This is a genomic window from Rhizobium sp. OAE497 (assembly GCF_040546565.1).
In the GTDB taxonomy this organism is placed as follows: Bacteria; Pseudomonadota; Alphaproteobacteria; order Rhizobiales; family Rhizobiaceae; genus Rhizobium.
This window is the reverse complement of sequence record NZ_JBEPOA010000002.1, coordinates 899,319-915,485: the sequence shown is the minus strand read 5'-3', so window position 1 is coordinate 915,485 and position 16,167 is coordinate 899,319. Positions and strand designations below refer to the sequence as shown.

At 62.4% G+C, this 16,167-nt stretch carries 15 protein-coding genes; 11 read left to right on the top strand and 4 right to left on the bottom strand.

Annotated features, from left to right (window positions below; translation table 11 throughout):
• The first annotated feature begins 536 nt into the window (after positions 1-536).
• From ABIE40_RS23855 to ABIE40_RS23840, 4 genes are all read left to right on the top strand, one after another.
• The gene (locus ABIE40_RS23855) at positions 537-1,748 is read left to right on the top strand and encodes an alpha/beta hydrolase (RefSeq protein ID WP_199628226.1); all 1,212 of its coding nucleotides are present in this window, start codon (positions 537-539) and stop codon (positions 1,746-1,748) included.
• A gap of 10 nt (positions 1,749-1,758) precedes the next feature.
• Positions 1,759-3,702 (top strand): mechanosensitive ion channel family protein, encoded by a 1,944-nt coding sequence (locus ABIE40_RS23850; RefSeq protein WP_199628227.1) that lies wholly within the window; start codon positions 1,759-1,761, stop codon positions 3,700-3,702.
• A 100-nt stretch (positions 3,703-3,802) separates the two neighbouring features.
• Positions 3,803-4,225: a cysteine rich repeat-containing protein gene (locus ABIE40_RS23845; RefSeq protein ID WP_112711144.1), complete on the top strand. Its 423-nt coding sequence runs from the start codon at positions 3,803-3,805 to the stop codon at positions 4,223-4,225.
• A 4-nt stretch (positions 4,226-4,229) separates the two neighbouring features.
• Entirely contained in the window at positions 4,230-4,811 is a 582-nt protein-coding gene (locus ABIE40_RS23840; protein WP_199628228.1) for an OmpA family protein, read from the top strand.
• An 18-nt stretch (positions 4,812-4,829) separates the two neighbouring features.
• Here the strand turns inward: ABIE40_RS23840 and ABIE40_RS23835 are convergent, their stop codons facing one another.
• Positions 4,830-6,611: a hypothetical protein gene (locus ABIE40_RS23835; protein ID WP_199628229.1), complete on the bottom strand. Its 1,782-nt coding sequence runs from the start codon at positions 6,609-6,611 to the stop codon at positions 4,830-4,832.
• 229 nt (positions 6,612-6,840) lie between these two features.
• Between ABIE40_RS23835 and ABIE40_RS23830 the strand changes: the two genes are divergently transcribed.
• Together ABIE40_RS23830 and ABIE40_RS23825 are read left to right on the top strand one after the other, a co-directional pair.
• Positions 6,841-7,311, top strand: a complete 471-nt coding sequence (locus ABIE40_RS23830) for a hypothetical protein (RefSeq protein WP_199628230.1) — start codon at positions 6,841-6,843, stop codon at positions 7,309-7,311.
• Between the two features lie 27 nt (positions 7,312-7,338).
• Entirely contained in the window at positions 7,339-7,845 is a 507-nt protein-coding gene (locus ABIE40_RS23825) for a CYTH domain-containing protein (protein WP_199628231.1), read from the top strand.
• On the opposite strand, the gene ABIE40_RS23820 is transcribed toward ABIE40_RS23825, so the two are convergent.
• The 3 genes from ABIE40_RS23820 to ABIE40_RS23810 are packed head-to-tail and all read right to left on the bottom strand — an operon-like array spanning position 7,835 to position 10,527.
• Complete coding sequence (locus ABIE40_RS23820; RefSeq protein ID WP_199628232.1) at positions 7,835-8,773, bottom strand: DUF2950 family protein; 939 nt, start codon at positions 8,771-8,773, stop codon at positions 7,835-7,837. The two genes, ABIE40_RS23825 and ABIE40_RS23820, sit on opposite strands and share 11 nt — an antisense overlap.
• 26 nt (positions 8,774-8,799) lie before the next feature.
• On the bottom strand, positions 8,800-10,170 hold the full coding sequence (locus ABIE40_RS23815) for a DUF3300 domain-containing protein (RefSeq protein WP_199628233.1): 1,371 nt from the start codon (positions 10,168-10,170) through the stop codon (positions 8,800-8,802).
• 42 nt (positions 10,171-10,212) lie between these two features.
• The gene (locus ABIE40_RS23810) at positions 10,213-10,527 is read right to left on the bottom strand and encodes a hypothetical protein (protein ID WP_199628234.1); all 315 of its coding nucleotides are present in this window, start codon (positions 10,525-10,527) and stop codon (positions 10,213-10,215) included.
• A gap of 309 nt (positions 10,528-10,836) precedes the next feature.
• Between ABIE40_RS23810 and ABIE40_RS23805 the strand changes: the two genes are divergently transcribed.
• The 5 genes from ABIE40_RS23805 to ABIE40_RS23785 all read left to right on the top strand — a co-directional run bounded on the left by ABIE40_RS23805 (position 10,837) and on the right by ABIE40_RS23785 (position 16,165).
• On the top strand, positions 10,837-11,178 hold the full coding sequence (locus ABIE40_RS23805) for a DUF3302 domain-containing protein (protein ID WP_112711152.1): 342 nt from the start codon (positions 10,837-10,839) through the stop codon (positions 11,176-11,178).
• Complete coding sequence (locus ABIE40_RS23800) at positions 11,178-12,335, top strand: HlyD family secretion protein (protein ID WP_199628235.1); 1,158 nt, start codon at positions 11,178-11,180, stop codon at positions 12,333-12,335. The genes ABIE40_RS23805 and ABIE40_RS23800 overlap by 1 nt, the downstream gene beginning before the upstream one ends.
• 69 nt (positions 12,336-12,404) lie before the next feature.
• Positions 12,405-14,123 (top strand): SulP family inorganic anion transporter, encoded by a 1,719-nt coding sequence (locus tag ABIE40_RS23795; RefSeq protein WP_199628236.1) that lies wholly within the window; start codon positions 12,405-12,407, stop codon positions 14,121-14,123.
• A gap of 20 nt (positions 14,124-14,143) precedes the next feature.
• Complete coding sequence (gene ppk2 / locus ABIE40_RS23790; protein WP_112711155.1) at positions 14,144-14,986, top strand: polyphosphate kinase 2; 843 nt, start codon at positions 14,144-14,146, stop codon at positions 14,984-14,986.
• A 30-nt stretch (positions 14,987-15,016) separates the two neighbouring features.
• Positions 15,017-16,165, top strand: a complete 1,149-nt coding sequence (locus ABIE40_RS23785) for an AI-2E family transporter (RefSeq protein ID WP_199628237.1) — start codon at positions 15,017-15,019, stop codon at positions 16,163-16,165.
• Positions 16,166-16,167 lie beyond the last annotated feature (2 nt).

Below are 16,167 nucleotides of genomic sequence, written 5' to 3'. Positions count from 1 at the left end.
GGCTGCTGCGCGTGGGCGGCGATCACTGGAAGACACAAGGCACCCGCAAGCGCCAGGGCCGCCAGCCTCACCGGCCGAAAACCGGATTTTTCATACAGAATTATTGCCCGAAAGGCCGCAAATTTTCCCATCGTTACCTCCCCCCAAGGAAGAACTTTCCGGAATATGCAGAAACGTGGCAGACCAAGGAAATAACGCAGGCCGGACAATCAGGAACCACGCCTCAAGTCTATCTTCGATTATTTTAAATTAGCACAAACGGATACTATCGGAAAGCTTGTGAAGGCGTGAATTTTTCTGACAATTACAAGGCGTATATTCATCGACAGCTGTTTTCTTGAAGACAACAAATACCGGCCGCCGCCGGAGGCAAGGCCGGGGCGGGTCTCAGGAAAGCTCGCCATATGAAGCGCCGGCCGCGTCAAAAGGGGCAGCCGTCCTTACAGATATTACATGATGCTACAGGCCCCAGCCGACACCAGCTGCTAGCGTTCGCCTCCAGGACATCCCCTTCGAGCAGCAGCCGGAATGTGCAGATGGTAAAACGCGTTGCCCCTATTCTCCTTCTCCTGTTGCTGACGGGTTGCGGGCATCCTGATGGCGTCATGGTGCCGGTCGCGGCCTCGACGGTGGCTCCCGTGCCATCCAAGGTGGAGATGCTGGTGGCGACGACACGCCAGCCATCCGGCGACCCCGCCACGCTCTTCAACGGCGAGCGCAGCCCGAAACCCTACCTGACGCAGATCACTGTCTCGATCCCGGCGAAGCGCGAGGCGGGTACCGTCGAATGGCCGAAGCGGCTGCCGCCCAATCCGGCAACTGAGTTTGCCGTCACCCATGTCTCGCAGATCGATACGATCGCTCAGGGGCGGGCGTGGTTCAGCCAGCATACGAAGGGTGGCCATGCGCTGGTCTTCATCCACGGCTTCAACAATACCTATGAGGATTCCGTCTTCCGGCTGGCGCAGATCGTCCATGACAGCAAGATGAATGCGGTGCCGGTGCTTTTCACCTGGCCCTCGCGCGCAGAGATCACCGCCTATCAATACGACAAGGAAAGCACCAACTATTCGCGCACCGGCCTCGAGCAGGCGCTGCGCACGCTGGCAGCAGACCCGAATGTGAAGGACATCACCGTCATGGCCCATTCGATGGGCTCCTGGCTGGCTATGGAATCGCTGCGCCAGATGGGTATCCGCGACGGCCATGTGAATTCGAAGATCCACAATGTCATCCTCGCCTCTCCCGACATCGATATCCAGGTCTTCGCCAAGCAATATGTGGAGATGGGCGCGCCGCGTCCGAAGCTGACGATCTTCGTCTCGCAGGACGACAAGGCGCTGGCCATCTCCAGTTTCATAACCGGCCGCGTCTCCCGTCTCGGCGCGATCAACCCGGCCGAGGAGCCATACCGCTCGAAGCTTGAGGAAGCCGGCATTACCGCCATCGACCTGACCAAGGTGAAAAGCGGAGACGGCCTCAATCACGGCAAGTTCGCGGAAAGCCCGGAGATCGTCCAGCTCATTGGCCAGCGGCTGATGACCGGACAGACGCTGACGGATTCCAACGTGTCGCTCGGCGAAGGCATCACCGCCGTGGTCGGCGGCACGGTATCGAATATCGGCACGGTCGCCGCAACGGCCGTCGCGGCGCCTGCGATCATCGTCGACCAGCCGCGCCGCGCCAAGAAGAAGGCAGCCGACCAGACGCTGAGCGGCGATCTGGAATCACAGACGCTGACGCAGTAGGGATGTCATCATGAGATGGTTTCTGTCTCTCGCCGCCGCATTTTTCCTCGCCTTCGGCGCCTTGGCGCAAACCGCTCCGCCTGCTCCCGCCGCTTCACAACAGAAGATAGACGACCTCGTGCGCCTGTTGCAGGACCCCGACGTCAAGGCCTGGCTCGACACCAGGGCCGCCGCGGCGCCCCCGGCAGCAGCAAAGCCGGCGCCGGCGGCCGAAAGCTCCCCCTTGGCAAAATGGGAGGCCGCTGCCCGTGGCCGTGTCCATGAAATACTGACGGCAATCCCGAATATTCCGACAGAGATCGGAGCCACCATCCTCCGTGTCCGTCAGGATGCGACGAGCCGCGGCTATGCCCCCGTCTTCGTCATCTTCGGCGGCCTCGTCGGCCTTGGGCTGATCGCCGAAGGCGTCTACCGCAAACTCGCCGTCCGTCGCGAAACGCTGATTGGCCGGCTGATCCCGATCGGCATCTTCACGGCGGCGATGGCAATCGTCTTCTTTGCCGTCGACTGGCCGCCGCTGGCGCGCATTTCGCTGCTTGCCTTTCTCTCCGCCTTCGTCGTCTTCCGCGTCGTTGCCGTTCTGCTTGCCGCGGCCGCCTCGACGCCTGCCCTGCGCAGACGGCTGACGCTCATGGCCGGGGTTCTCTGCCTGGCGATTTCGATCGCCGCGCTCGGCGAGCCGCTCGGCGTCTCGGCCCCGGTCACCGATGCCATCAGCTACTGTTTCTCGGCCGTCGTGCTGCTTCTGGCGATCGAGGCGCTCTGGTCGACCTCCGGCAAGACCCTGTCGCGAAAGGCCGCGCTCGCCGCATTTCTCGTCCTGCTCTGGCTGATCTGGTGCGTGAACATGCGCGGCCTCTTCTGGATCGGCGTCTATGCGCTTGCTCTGCCGTCAGCGCTGAATACGGTCGGCCGCATCGCCGGGTCCTTCGTCAGCGATCTCAGCAGCCTTCAGGGCATTATCGTCGTGCGCGGCGCGCGCGCGATCGCCATTGCGCTCGCCGTCGGCTGGCTGGTGCTCGTCTGGCAATTCAATCCCGATACGCTGGGGCGCCGCGATCCGATCTTCGCCGCCCTGTTCTATGGCGCATTGAAGAGCATCCTGATCATCGTCGTCGCCGATTTTCTCTGGCAGCTGGCCAGAGGCTGGATCGACCGGACGATCCGTGTCTCAACCGACACGACATCGCTCGCCCCGGCCGATGCGGCGCGGCGGGCACGCTTCCGCACTCTTCTGCCGATCTTCCGCAATGCGCTCGCGGTCATCGTCGCGGTCATGGCCGGCCTCATCGTGCTGTCGCAGATGGGCGTGCAGATCGCTCCACTGATCGCCGGCGCCGGTATCTTCGGCGTCGCCATCGGCTTCGGGTCGCAGACGCTGGTGAAGGATGTCATCAGCGGCGTCTTTTACATGCTCGACGATGCCTTCCGCGTCGGCGAATATATCCAGGCCAAGGATTACAAGGGAACAGTCGAAGGCTTCAGTTTGCGCTCGGTGCGCCTGCGCCACCACCGCGGGCCCGTCTTCACCGTCCCCTTCGGCGAACTCGGTGCGGTGGAAAACATGAGCCGCGACTGGGTGATCGACAAGTTCAGGATCACCGTCGGCTTCGACACCGATATCGAAAAGGCGCGCAAGCTCACCAAGAAAGTCGGCGCGGACTTGAAGGAGGATCCCGAACTCGGAAAGCTCTTCATCGAGCCGTTGAAGATGAAGGGCGTCGAGCAGTTTGCCGATTACGGCATCGTCCTGAGCTTCGCGATGACAACGGTACCGGGCATGCAGACCTATATCCGCCGCAAGGCCTACGCCAAGATCCGCGAAGTCTTTCTCGCCAACGACATCTCGTTTGCCCAGCCGATGGTGCAGGTCGGCGGCGACGACAAGGGAGGAGGCGCAGCCGCCGCCCAGGCGCTCAGGGCCCAGCAGGCTGCGGCCACTCCGGCGAAATGAGCCCGTAAACGCAGCTGTTCGCTACCGTATTATACGTCCCCCGCAGCGCCGCTTCGTGCGACTTTCGCCGCGACGGAAGTCAGAGCGAGGGAGAACCAACATGTTGAAACGCCGATTGTTATTGGCGGCAGTTGCCTGCATGCCGATGATCTTTGCCGCAACGGCCTCAGCACAGACGCTGAGCTACGCGGATGCCGTGACCAAGCTTGCCGATGATTGCGGCAAGGACATCCAGAAACTCTGCAAGGGGCTGAACCTTGGCGGCGGGCGCATCGCCGATTGCCTGCAGCAGAATGCAGACAAGGTATCGCCGACCTGCAAGGCGTCGCTGGCGACCGTCTTCCAGTCGATCACCCAGCGCGAACACGCGCAGACCGCCTACCGGCAGGTCTGCCAGCGCGACATGTCGAAGAGCTGCTCGGGCATCAAGGGCGACGGCTTCGTCCTCGCCTGCCTCGTGAAGAAGGAGCCGCGCGTCAGCAAGGAATGCAATCAGGTCATCACCGATGCAGGTTGGAGATAAAGCCATGAGACACAGCATTTCCAGAACCATGCTGCTTTTCGCCGCCGGGCTGCTGCTCTCGGGAACCGCCTCCGCACAGGAGGTCTCGCAGGAGCGGATCGTCAAGGGTCTCGGCAAGCTGACCGCCGCCGCCCCGGCGATCGATCTCGAAATTCTGCGGCAGGAGGCGATCAACGGCGGACACAAGCCGATGGCGGAGCTTCCGAACTGGAAGCGGATCGCCAAGCTGCCGCAGATGGTCGTCGAGATCAATTTCGAGAACGACTCCGTTGCCATCCAGCCGCAGTCCTACCGCACGCTCGGCCTGATCGCCGATGCGCTGCATCATCCGAATCTTTGGGCCTACAAGTTCCTCGTGGTCGGCCATGCGAGCTCGACGGGCGATGAAAAGCACAATCTCGAACTCAGCGAGCAGCGGGCGGCGGCGATCAAGGAAGCACTCTCAACGACCTTCGCGGTCGATCCACAGCGGCTCTACGCCATCGGCGTCGGCGAGTACCTGCCGATCGAAGGCAGCGATACCGCGGCATCGAACAACCGCCGTGTGCAGCTGATCAATCTCGGCGTCTTCAAGAGCAAATCCTGATCACGGCCCGCTAGAGCTCTACTTCTCGGTCACCTGCCTGTCGTCCAGCGGCAGGCCGGCGGCCGCCAGGCCGGCGAAGAAACGTTCCTGATCCTCGGGCCGTGCCAGACGCCGGCCGATCTCGCGCCTGACGTTTGGAATGAGAGCCGGCGAGCGGGTCTTGAGCCAGGTGAGCTGCGTTGCCGCCTCATCCTTCTTTCCGAGCGTGCCGAGAATGGCGAGCAGCACCAGGCGGTGCATTGGATTGTAATCGAGATCGGACATGCGCGACCAGAGCTCGGCCGCCTGCGTATCGCCGCGCATGAAAGCGCAAAGCGCCATCCCGACCTCGTAATAGCCGCGCGGCCCGGCATTCTTGCTGACGGCTTCCGAAACCAGCGCGCAGCCCTTATCCCATTCTCCGGACATCGACAGGCGCACGCCGTATTCGCCGGCAACCTCGGTATCGTTGGGATTGATGGCATAGGCCGCCGCCCCCGCCCGCATGGCCCCGGCATTATCGTTTTCAAAGAAGTCCGCGAGCATCAGCGCCTGGAGAGCACGCGCATTCTTCGGGTCCAGCTGCACGGCGCGTTGGGCGAGATCCTTGGCGAGCTTCAGCGTCTCAGCATCCGGCTTGGTGTTCAGCTGGTAGGGAAAGCGGAACTCGTCGAGATAGGTGAGCGACAGAAACGCCGCCGCGTTTGAGCTCTCCGGTGCCTTTTCGATGGCTTGCTGCAGGCAGGCTTTCGTTGCGTCATGGGCCGCAAGCGTCAATTCGGTGCGATAGCTGTAATAGGACAATGTGCAGGAGAACGCATCGGTGCTTCCGGCAATGCTGGCGGCATTTGTCTGGAACATGACCCCGAAGGGCCGCGCCACCGCGGTCACGATATCGTCGGCGAGGCTGGCCTGGGTCTTCAGGATGCCCTGCACCTTCATATCGGCATCGTAGTTATTCGCCCAGATGACGGCTCCATCGGCGCGCCGCATCAGCCGCGCCGTCGAGCGCAACGTGCTGCCCTCGAGCCGGACGCTGCCCTGCAGCGCATAGAGCGGCTCGGGCGCGGCCTGACCGCTCCTGCTTTTCGGCAAGGCGGCAACGACGACGATATCGTTGAAGGGAACCAGCTTCTCGATGACATCGTCGGTGATGCCCCGCGATATATCGGAGGCAAGCCTACCCTCCGAGGCGCTTTCGAACGGCTCGACCAGAATGGTCGCGTGGTTCACCGCCGCCGGTGGCGTGGTGCCGCCGAATTCCCAGCCATGCAGCATGGCGGATGCGGCGACGAGAACCAGCAGCGCCCCTCCGGCGACGAACCAGTAGCGGGCAAGCGGCCAGTTTTGATCGGCAATGCCGCTGCTGAGACCGCGCCGGACCCATTTTTCCTGCCGACCATCATCTCCCGAGAAGGACGCGCGGGCGGGCTCCACATCCTCATCCGCAGCCTCCTGCCTGACGTCGAAGACCGGTGCATATCCACCCCGGGGAACGGTGATGATCACCCGATCTGCGCTGCCATCCGTCAGGTAATAATGCTCGAGCTCCCGCCTCAGCCGGCCGGCCTCGATGCGCACGCAAGGGTCCTGCTGCGCGTCGAAATTCGCATCACGGCCGAAGACGGCCTGGGCAATGGTGAAAGCCTTGAGATAATCGCGCCGCCCGGCCAGCGTTTCGGCCACGACGAATTCGAGAAACCGTCTCGTCCGCTCGGGAAGACGGAATTCCGGGCTCAGCAAAATGCGCTCAAGCTGCTCCCGTACCTCACCCTCGGCCGGAATACTGCTGGTAGCGCTGTCAATACTTGCACTCGCCATCGGCTCCCCAGCCTCCGATTCCGTACAATTTGCAGCTTGATGCGCAACGATAATCCCAAGTTGTGGCCGCGGCAACGCAGGAGGAATATTAAATCAGATTACTCTTAATAACCCGAATGTGTAGGCACATGCGGTGCAATTCGGCGGCCCAAACGTAGACTACAGTATCTTACTGCCCTCGCTTCTCCCCGCGCCTTATCATCTTCCGGACACTCTGGAGGAGATGGCGATGACAGCACCTGAAACGTCCACATCCAAACCCATGGCGAGCGCCGAGGAGCTGCGCAAACGCGCGCTCGAACTGCAGCTTCTGGAAATGGAGCGCAACGATAAGATCAAGGCGCGCGAAGCCAAGAAACATGCCGAATTCGTCGAGGATTTCTTCCGCAAGCATATCGGGGAAACCGAGCGCGCCGTCATCAAGCGGCTGGTGATGAAGGCAGCGGCGGACGGCAAATACGAGGCGCTGATCTACAGCTTCCCATCGACTTTCTGCACCGATAGCGGCCGGGCGATCAACAACAACCTCCCCGGCTGGCAGAAGACGCTGCAGGGCCGCGCCAAGGAGCTGCACGAACTCTTCGAAGAGGTTGCCAAGCCGCAGGGCTACGGCCTGAAAGCGATGATCATCAATTTCCCCGACGGCATGCCGGGAGACGTCGGCTTCTTCCTCACCTGGGAACCGCCTGTCGAGGAGTAAGACAGGCATCGACGAAGGATTGGCACGTTGAAACTGACCGAGATCGAGCGAAAGTTCCTGGTCCGCAATGACGGCTGGCGCTCCTGCGCCGCCGATCCGCATGTCTTTCAGCAGGTCTATCTCTCTCGCCGCGACCAGACGACCGTCCGCGTCCGTCTCATCGACGGCACTTCCGCGCTGCTGACGATCAAGTTCCGCGGCGTCGGCTTCACCAAGCAGGAATATGAATATGAGATCCCCGTAGACGAGGCGATCGATGTCCTCACCAAGGCCGGCCATGTGCTGGAGAAAACCCGCTACCACGTGCTCCACGACGGCAGGAACTGGTATGTCGACGTCTTCGGCGGCCCCTATGAGGGGCTGACGCTTGCCGAGGTCGAAATGGCGAGTGAGGAAGATTGCCCCAATCTGCAGCAATGGCTGGGGCGGGAAGTGACGGGCAAGAAGCGCTATTCCAACCGCGCCATGGCCGCTGCGCTGCGGATTCCTCCGCCAACGCAGGGCCATCCCGCCGCCGCTGATATCAGTCGTTGACGACGCTCCAGTTGGCGTCCGGATTGAAATCCTTGATCGCCGCCGCCCGCTCATCGGTCTTCGGTCCGAGATCCCGCTGATAGATGACGTTCATCGCGTTGACCATGAAGGTCTGGACACCCGTCACCCGGTATTTGACCGGCCAGGCGATCAGTGCGAAGCCACCGGTCATATAGCCGTTGACGATATAGCTCTGCTTGCCGCCGAGCACATTGTCGCCCTGGCCCGTCAGGATCCGGTAGCGGTAACCGAAATAGCCCTCCCCGCGCTTGGCAGCGCCAAAGGCGGCGTTCTCGACGAGAGCGCTTGCCGGGCTTTCCTCGGGATAGACATTCGGATCCCAATAGAGGCCGTCGAGCTTGCCGGGGCTGCTGATCAGCTTGCGGGCAAACTCCTGGATGCCGTCGCCGTCGCGGTCCTCCGAGACGTATTGATATTGGGCCGCCACATATTCGCGCATCGTATCGATGGTCGCGAGCTCGTTTTCGCCGACACGGCGGTTGACGATCTCCTCAAGGCCGCGCTTTGTATCGAAAGCCCATTTGCCGTCCTTGTTCTCGGTCAGCGGAAACGGCAGCGGCCAGAGCCGGTCTCCGATCGTGATGACCTTCATGCCTTCGAAATCGCGCATCGTAACCTGCCGCTCGGCGCCTTCGCGGATCAGCCCATAGGCAATCATTGCCGCATTGTTGGCACGCAGCTTGTCGGCCTTGAGGCCCAGCAAGTTGGCGAGATCGTCGATATTGTTGGAGGCGAGCACCGCCTTCAGCCGGTCCAGCGCCAGCTCGGGTGTGTCGAAGGTCTGTTGCGGCGATGTTGCCCGGTATTCGGCGAAATCGCTATTGGATTGCGCGTGTGCCGGGGCGGCTGGCAGTGCGCCCAGCGCCGTCGCAAGGATGAGCGGAATTACGGTCGAACGACGTTTCATGATGTAACTCCCGGGTTGAAAGGGTCTCAGCGGCGCCGGCCGCCACCGCCACCACCGCCGCCGCGATGGACAGGCGGACGCCTGTGCTGCGCCGGCCGCGATTGCGGACGATGCCCGCCCATGCTCTGTCCGCCGCGCTTGGAGGCGACGGCCTCGCGCCGGCCGGACTGGACATTGCCGAGCGCGCTTTGCTGGCGTGCGCGGTTGTCGGGCCGCGCCGCCATTTGCGGCTTGTTCGGCCTCTTCGCCGCCGCCTTCTGCGCAGGTTTGTTTGGCCGGTTGGCGGAGTTCTGCGGGCGGTTGTCAGGCCGGGCCGCGGCGTTCTGCCGGTTGCCGGCGCCAGCCTTCGGCTGCGGCCGGTCCTTCAGCCCCTGCGCCGTTCCCTTGCGGATGTCGTCTGCGCGTGCAGACATGGCGCGATTGGCGGGCAGCTGGCTCGCCTTAAGATCGGATGCGCGATTACGCAACTGGTTGCGATTGTCGCCCTGCAAACCCGATTTAATGGCCGAACGATCGATCTTCGCCAGTTGATCCCTGTTGATATTCAGCTTGCTGCGATCAACCTTCGTCCAGTCAACATCATTCCACTTCAGCTTTCCGTTGAAGTTCCGGTCGTTAAAGCAATTGTTGCAATCGATATCGACATCGCCGTTCCACCGGCCGCCCCAGACGCCCCAATCATCCCAGTTGACGATCGCCGCCCAGGCGAGACCTGTCACGGCGCCTGCGAAGAAGAGCGCTCCGGGGTAGTAATAGTTGTCGTAATATTCGGGATAGTAGGAAATGGGCTGCGAAACATAGGCCGGCTCATAGAGCATTTCCGGCGGATATTGCGGGATGTAAATCTTTTCCGGATTGGTCGGGCGGATGATGATGTTGTCGTTTTCGGTAACGACCGTCACCTTGTCATCGGTCTTGATGATGTTCTTCGCCACCGCCTCGTCGCGAAGCTGCTGGATGGCGATCAGCACGTCCTTCTGCTGGTTGGTGAGCGCATCGGCGAGCGACTGGGTCCAGTCGAGATCGTCGCTCATCATCTTGACGATCTCCGGATAATTCAGGAGCGAGATGACGCTGCCGTCCCAATCGCTTTTCGGCTTGAGATCGGCATTCTTCTTTTTCGCGTCGAGGAAGCGTTGCGCCTCGATGATCTGCAGCGGGAAGAGCGAGGCGGATGATATGGCCGCGACGAGTTCATCGGGATAGAGGGCGATCCGCGCCACCAGCACTTCGAGCTGGTCGTCGGTCAGCAGCGCCGCCGGGGTTTCGGCCGTCGCCGTCTGCGCCGGTGCTGCGGCCGGCTTCGCAGCCTGCGCATAAGCGGGAATGGCTGGGTGCAACGCGATGATCGCGATAACGGACAATCCGCTGAGCAGTTTGCGGGAAATTGCTTTCATCGCTCAAAGACCTCCCTTGGATTTATTGAATGGCAGGCACGCTCAAGGCGATTTCCGGCCGTTCTCCGGCGATTGCCGGAGGACGACGATCTTCGACTGGGCGATGGCCTCGCCCATCTCCTTCAACAGCGCATCGACGAGACCCGCATATTCCAGCTGCCGTGCATCACGGAGCGTCTCGGGAAGCCGGTCTGTCGTCGCCATGGCCTGTGCCGCAGCGGCGAGATCCTCGCACATGCTGTGGAAGGCTTCGTTCACGTAAAAAAGCCGCTGCACGAGCCGCTTCTGGTCGGGGAAGTAAACCTCTGCCGCCTCCAGCGCCGACAAATATGCAGAACCACCCTCTCCCGACACCATCTCCGCCCCCGCCGAACTGCGCCAAGCAGACATGAGAAATATATAGCAACCGGCTCCGCGGCAGACGTAAAATACGTGATCTTACGGCGGCTCGTTTCCAAAAAGCCTTTGAATTCAATCCTAGTCGGCGGAGAAGCGCGCCGTCCCCGCTCGCCCCTGCAGCCGCGACTGCTCTCGCCTGTCCGCCCGTCCTGATCGCGCCGATAGAGATTACGCGATGCTACAGGCCTCACCGCCAAAACGGGTCTAACATCCGCCTGTCGAATAGCGATCAAAACGGCTCGTTCAGACCAGCCGGAGGGAGGAGCCGTGTTTCTCGACTATTTTGCCCTGGGGGTCCTGGTCTTCGTGGTCATCACCCTCTTCTATGCGGTGATCGCGATCCATGACATTCCGCATCTCATCGCCAAATCGCGCAATCATCCGCATCAGGATGCAATCCATGTCGCCGGCTGGGTGAGCCTCTTCACGCTGCACGCCATCTGGCCGTTCCTCTTCATATGGGCAACGCTCTATCGCGAGGATCGCGGCTGGGGCATCCGCCAGGATGGAAAGCTGTCGGCCGAGGCCGAGGCAAATGCCGAAATCGCCCGTCTGCATGCTCGCATCGCCGAGCTCGAGGGACAGACGCCGCAGAGGGAGAATGCCTGATGGATCTGCTCCTCATCCTGACCTATGCCGCGATCTGCTGGACGATCTTCAAGATCTTCCGCATCCCGGTAAACCAGTGGACGCTCTCGACCGCCGTTCTCGGCGGCGTGTTCCTGATCTCCGGCCTGTTGCTGCTGATGAGCTACAACCATCCCTATTCGAGTGACGGGCGCATCTACTTCACCTCGGCCCCGGTCATCCCCGTCGTCGGCGGCCAGGTCGTCGAGGTTCCCGTGACCCCGAACGTACCGCTGAAGAAGGGCGATGTCCTCTTCCGCATCGACCCGCGGCCCTATCAGTTCGCCGTCGACCAGAAGAAGGCATCGCTTGCCGAAGCCAAACAGACCGTTCTGCAGCTGAAGGCCGCACTCGACGCCGCGAACGCGGCCGTCACCGGCGCCGAAGCCTCTCGCGACCGCTCGTTGCAGGCCTTCGAGAAGTTCCAGCAATCCAACGAGAATTCGAAGTCGAGCGGCCGCGGCGCGGTTTACTCCGAACTCGAAGTCGAAAACCGCCGCGGCATCTATCTGACGGCAGAAGCAGCGGTTGATACCGCCCGCGCCCAGGCTGCCCAGGCAAAGCTCGCCTATGAGGCCGAAATCGACGGAACGAACCCGACCGTCGCCCGGCTCCAGGCCGAACTCAACAATGCCGAGTACGAGCTCGACCAGACCACGGTGCGCGCACCGACGGATGGCTATGTCACCCAGGTCTTCCTGCGTCCGGGCATGATGGCCAATCCGCTGCCGCTTCGTCCGGTCATGGTGTTCATCAACAGCGAGGACCGGATGCTTGCCGCAGCCTTCATCCAGAACTCGCTGCAACGCGTGCGCGTCGGCGATGATGCCGAGGTGTCGTTCAAGGCCGTGCCCGGCAAGATCTTCAAGGCGCGCGTCCAGGAAGTCATCGACGTCATGGCGCAGGGACAATTGCAGCCGAGCGGAGCGCTGATCGACCCGCAGGCACCCGAGCGCATCGCACCCGGCCAGACGTTGGCACGCATCGAAATCCTGGAAAATACCGATCAATATCAGCTACCTGGCGGTGTCGTCGCCGATGTCGCCGTCTACACGCACTATTGGCACCACGTCGCCATCCTCCGCAAGGTTCTGCTGCGGATGAGCGCCTGGATGAACTACGTGTTCCTCGAACATTGATGCAAAAGGCGGCTCGCGCTTGGGCGGGCCGCAGACAACGGAGATGCAGTGAAACGATAGGAGCAGGCGGTGATAGGCAGTCTACCGATGTTGCGAGGCCTGACCGGCTTCAACAAGGACTGGTTGCGCAGTGATATCCCGGCCGGTCTGTCGATCGCCGCCGTCGGCCTGCCGAGCGCCATCGCCTACCCCGCAATCGCCGGCCTGCCGCCCGAGACCGGGATCTATGCCAGCATCGTCGCACCGATTGCCTATGCGATCTTCGGCCCCTCGCGCCTGCTCATCGTCGGGCCAGATGCCGCGACCATGACCGTGCTTGCCGCCGCGATGGGAACGATCGTCGCGGCAGCGCCGGCAGGAGCCGAAGTCGACCGGGTGGCGATCGCCGCAGCGCTTGCGCTGGGCGTCGGCATCTGCTGCATTGCCGCCAAGCTGTTGCGGCTCGGCATTCTCGCAAGCTTCCTTTCGCGCCCCATTCTCGTCGGCTTCTTTGCCGGTGTTTCACTCTCGATCCTCGTCGGGCAGATCGGCCGTTTCACCGGCGTGAAGATCGAATCCGAGGGATTGATTGCGCCGTTGCTGGAGATCGCGGCGAAGGTTGCCGGGATCCACTGGCCCTCGCTGCTGCTCGGGGTCGCGATGTTTGCCCTGCTGTGGATCGTCAAGGCCTTCCGCTGGCGTGTTCCCGGCCCGGTTCTGGTCGTCGTGATATCCGTCATCCTTTCGGCGCTTTTCGATTTCCAGGGCCGGGGCATCGCCGTTGTCGGCGATCTGCCGAGCGGGCTGCCCGCCTTCTCGATCCCCGCCTTCCAGCATATGCCGCTCGACAAGATCATCCTCGGTTCTGCCGCGATCTTTCTCGTCAGCTTCGGCGCCGGAATCGTCGCAGCCCGCAGCTTCGGATCGCGCACCGGCGAAGAAGTCGACGCCAACCAGGAACTGATCGGCATCGGCGCCGCCAATATCGCGCCGGGGCTCTTCGGCTCTTTCCCGGTCAGCGTCTCGGACTCCCGCACCGCGATCAACCTGTCGACCGGCGGCGTTTCGCAACTCTCCGGCCTGGTCTCGGCGGCGACGCTGATTGCCGCACTCGTCTTCCTGCACGGCGCCCTTCGCATCCTGCCGATCCCGGCGCTCGCCGCCATTCTGGCGACGGCGGCGATCAGCCTCATCGATATCGACGAGCTCAAGAAGATCTGGCGCATCAGCCGCATGGAGTTCGTCTTCGCGCTGATCGCCATGTGGGGCGCGATCAGCTTCGGCGTGCTGAACGGTGTGGTCGTCGCCGTCGGCGCCACCTTCGTCTACCTGCTGCGCCAGACCATGTTTCCGCGTGATGGCCTGCTCGGCCGCATCGAGGGCCGGCACGGCTTCTTCGATCTCAAGCGCTATCCGGAAGCCCGCCCTGTCGAGGGCGCGGCCGTCTTCGCGGTGCAGGGGAGTATCCTTTTCTACAACGCCGACTATGTCCGCATCCGGCTGACCTCCGTCATCAAGGACCTTCCGCCGGGGACCAGGTGCCTGGTGCTCGATGCCAGCGCGATCAGCCAGATCGACAGCACCGGCGCCACCGCTCTGGAGGCCGTGGCCGAGCTTCTCCAGAAGCGGAACATCACCTTCGCCATCGCCGATCTCAGCGAGGACAGCCGGCCGATCCTGGAGCGCGCCGGGGTGATCAAGGCGATCGGTGCCGAGAACCTTTTCAATGGCAGGGAAGAAGCCCTGCGGACGCTGATCGGCGACATCGACCAGATCGGCCCGGCCGCAGTCGCGCATAACGCACCTTAAACACGCCAGGAGGGAGAGCCATGGAAGAGAACTACGAACCAACCGAGGCCAATGGCGACGCAACGCCCAAGACCAAGGCGAAGAAGAAAAAGAAGGCCTGGGACTACGACAAGGAAATCGTCCGTCTGCAGGTGGAGCTTGCGCATCTGCAGGCCTGGGTGAAGAAATCCGGCGCCCGGATCGTCATCGTGTTCGAGGGGCGCGACGCTGCCGGCAAAGGCGGGATGATCAAGCGGATCACCGAGAAGGTCAGCCCGCGCGTCTTCCGCGTCACGGCGCTCCCGGCACCGACCGAGCGCGAGAAATCGCAGATCTACATGCAGCGCTACATCGCCCATCTGCCGGCCGCCGGCGAGATCGTGATCTTCGACCGCAGCTGGTACAACCGCGCCGGCGTCGATCGGGTGATGGGTTTCTGTAGCGACAAGAAGGCGCAACGCTTCCTCGAGCTCGCACCGCGTTTCGAAGCCGCGATCGTCGAAAGCGGGGTCATCCTGCTCAAGTATTTCCTGACGGTCAGCGAGGAAGAGCAGGAACGCCGCTTCCGCCGCCGGATCGACGATCCGATGCGGCAGTGGAAGCTGAGCCCGATGGATGTCGAATCCTATCAGCGCTGGTGGGACTACACGCGCGCCTATGACGAAATGCTGCGGATGACCGACACCAATCATGCGCCCTGGTGGATCGTGCCTTCCGACGACAAGAAGCGGGCGCGCATCAACTGCATCTCGCATATTCTGCAGTCGATCCCCTATGAGCGGCTGAAGTTCGACGAGCCCGATCTCGGCAAGCGGCAGAAGCGTCCGTCCGACTTCATGGAAGATCGCAGCGTCCGCCATGTCGTGCCCGATACGACGGCTTAAGCAGCCGGCCGGGGATAGGCGGATACCGGGATGGAGCAGATAACCGAGAACACGGCTCCGCGAGCCGATTCAGGCCAGATCTCGATCGAGGCCCGAGTGAGCGATATCGTCCGGCTGGGCATCATCGCGCTCTTTGCCTATTGGACGATGGTGCTCATCGCGCCGTTCCTGCTGATCGTGATCTGGTCGGCCATCCTGGCGGTCGCGCTCTATCCATTGTTCGCCACAGTGTCGCGGCTGATCGGCAACCGGCCGGTCATCGCCGCGATCGTCATCGTCATCGGTTGCCTCGTATTGATCATCGCGCCGCTGGCGCTCGTCGCCGTGAATTTCGCCGACACGGTGCAGGGCCTGATCGGCAAGCTATGGTCCGGCAACTTCACCCTGCCTGCCGCCCCTGAAGCCATCAAGGCATGGCCCCTCGTCGGCGAACGGCTGCATGAGTTCTGGAACCAGGTCTCCGGCGACCTCGCCTCCACCATCATCAAGTTCCAGGCGCCAATCCGCGAGGTGATGGGCGTGGTCGTCACCAAGCTCGCCTCGATCGGCGGCGGCGTCCTGAGCTTCGTCGTCTCGGTCATGCTTTCCGGGCTGTTCCTGAGGCGCTCGGCGCGTCTCGCCTCGGCCGTTCAAGTGCTGGCAAACCGGGTCGCCGGCGAAAAGGGTGTGGGATTTGCCCGGCTGGCCGGGAATACCGTGCGCAATGTCTCGCGCGGCGTCATCGGCGTTGCCTTCCTGCAAACGCTGTTATGCGGCCTCTGCTTCGTGATCTTCGGCGTTCCCGCCCGCGGCGCGCTGACCTTCCTGGTCTTCATGTTCTGCGTCATGCAGATCGGGCCGGGGCTGGTGATCCTGCCATTGATCATCTGGGCCTGGTTTTCCTGGCCGGCGGGGCTGGCGCTCGTTTTCACCTGCGTCGCGGTGCCGATCACCCTCGTCGATAATGTGCTGAAGCCGATCCTGATGTCGCGCGGTCTCTCGACGCCGATGCCCGTCATCCTGATCGGCGTCATCGGCGGCACGCTCTCGCATGGTCTTCTGGGGCTGTTCCTCGGACCGGTCATCCTCAGCGTCTTCTATGAGCTGCTGCGCGCCTGGGCCTGGCCACCGGCCGCGCCGGAGAATGCGGCAACGGATCCGGTTGTCGGCCTGCATGGGCAGCTGGAGCGGAACCTATAGGT

Excerpts from the sequence above, each read along its gene's own strand:
- ABIE40_RS23800 (WP_199628235.1), top strand. The coding sequence starts at position 11,178 with ATGGATCTGCTCCTCATCCTGACCTATGCCGCGATCTGCTGGACGATC.
- ABIE40_RS23855 (WP_199628226.1), top strand. The coding sequence starts at position 537 with ATGGTAAAACGCGTTGCCCCTATTCTCCTTCTCCTGTTGCTGACGGGT.
- ABIE40_RS23810 (WP_199628234.1), bottom strand. The coding sequence starts at position 10,527 with ATGGTGTCGGGAGAGGGTGGTTCTGCATATTTGTCGGCGCTGGAGGCG.
- ABIE40_RS23845 (WP_112711144.1), top strand. The coding sequence starts at position 3,803 with ATGTTGAAACGCCGATTGTTATTGGCGGCAGTTGCCTGCATGCCGATG.
- ppk2 (WP_112711155.1), top strand. The coding sequence starts at position 14,144 with ATGGAAGAGAACTACGAACCAACCGAGGCCAATGGCGACGCAACGCCC.
- ABIE40_RS23840 (WP_199628228.1), top strand. The coding sequence starts at position 4,230 with ATGAGACACAGCATTTCCAGAACCATGCTGCTTTTCGCCGCCGGGCTG.
- ABIE40_RS23815 (WP_199628233.1), bottom strand. The coding sequence starts at position 10,170 with ATGAAAGCAATTTCCCGCAAACTGCTCAGCGGATTGTCCGTTATCGCG.
- ABIE40_RS23830 (WP_199628230.1), top strand. The coding sequence starts at position 6,841 with ATGACAGCACCTGAAACGTCCACATCCAAACCCATGGCGAGCGCCGAG.
- ABIE40_RS23820 (WP_199628232.1), bottom strand. The coding sequence starts at position 8,773 with ATGAAACGTCGTTCGACCGTAATTCCGCTCATCCTTGCGACGGCGCTG.
- ABIE40_RS23785 (WP_199628237.1), top strand. The coding sequence starts at position 15,017 with ATGGAGCAGATAACCGAGAACACGGCTCCGCGAGCCGATTCAGGCCAG.
- ABIE40_RS23835 (WP_199628229.1), bottom strand. The coding sequence starts at position 6,611 with ATGGCGAGTGCAAGTATTGACAGCGCTACCAGCAGTATTCCGGCCGAG.
- ABIE40_RS23850 (WP_199628227.1), top strand. The coding sequence starts at position 1,759 with ATGAGATGGTTTCTGTCTCTCGCCGCCGCATTTTTCCTCGCCTTCGGC.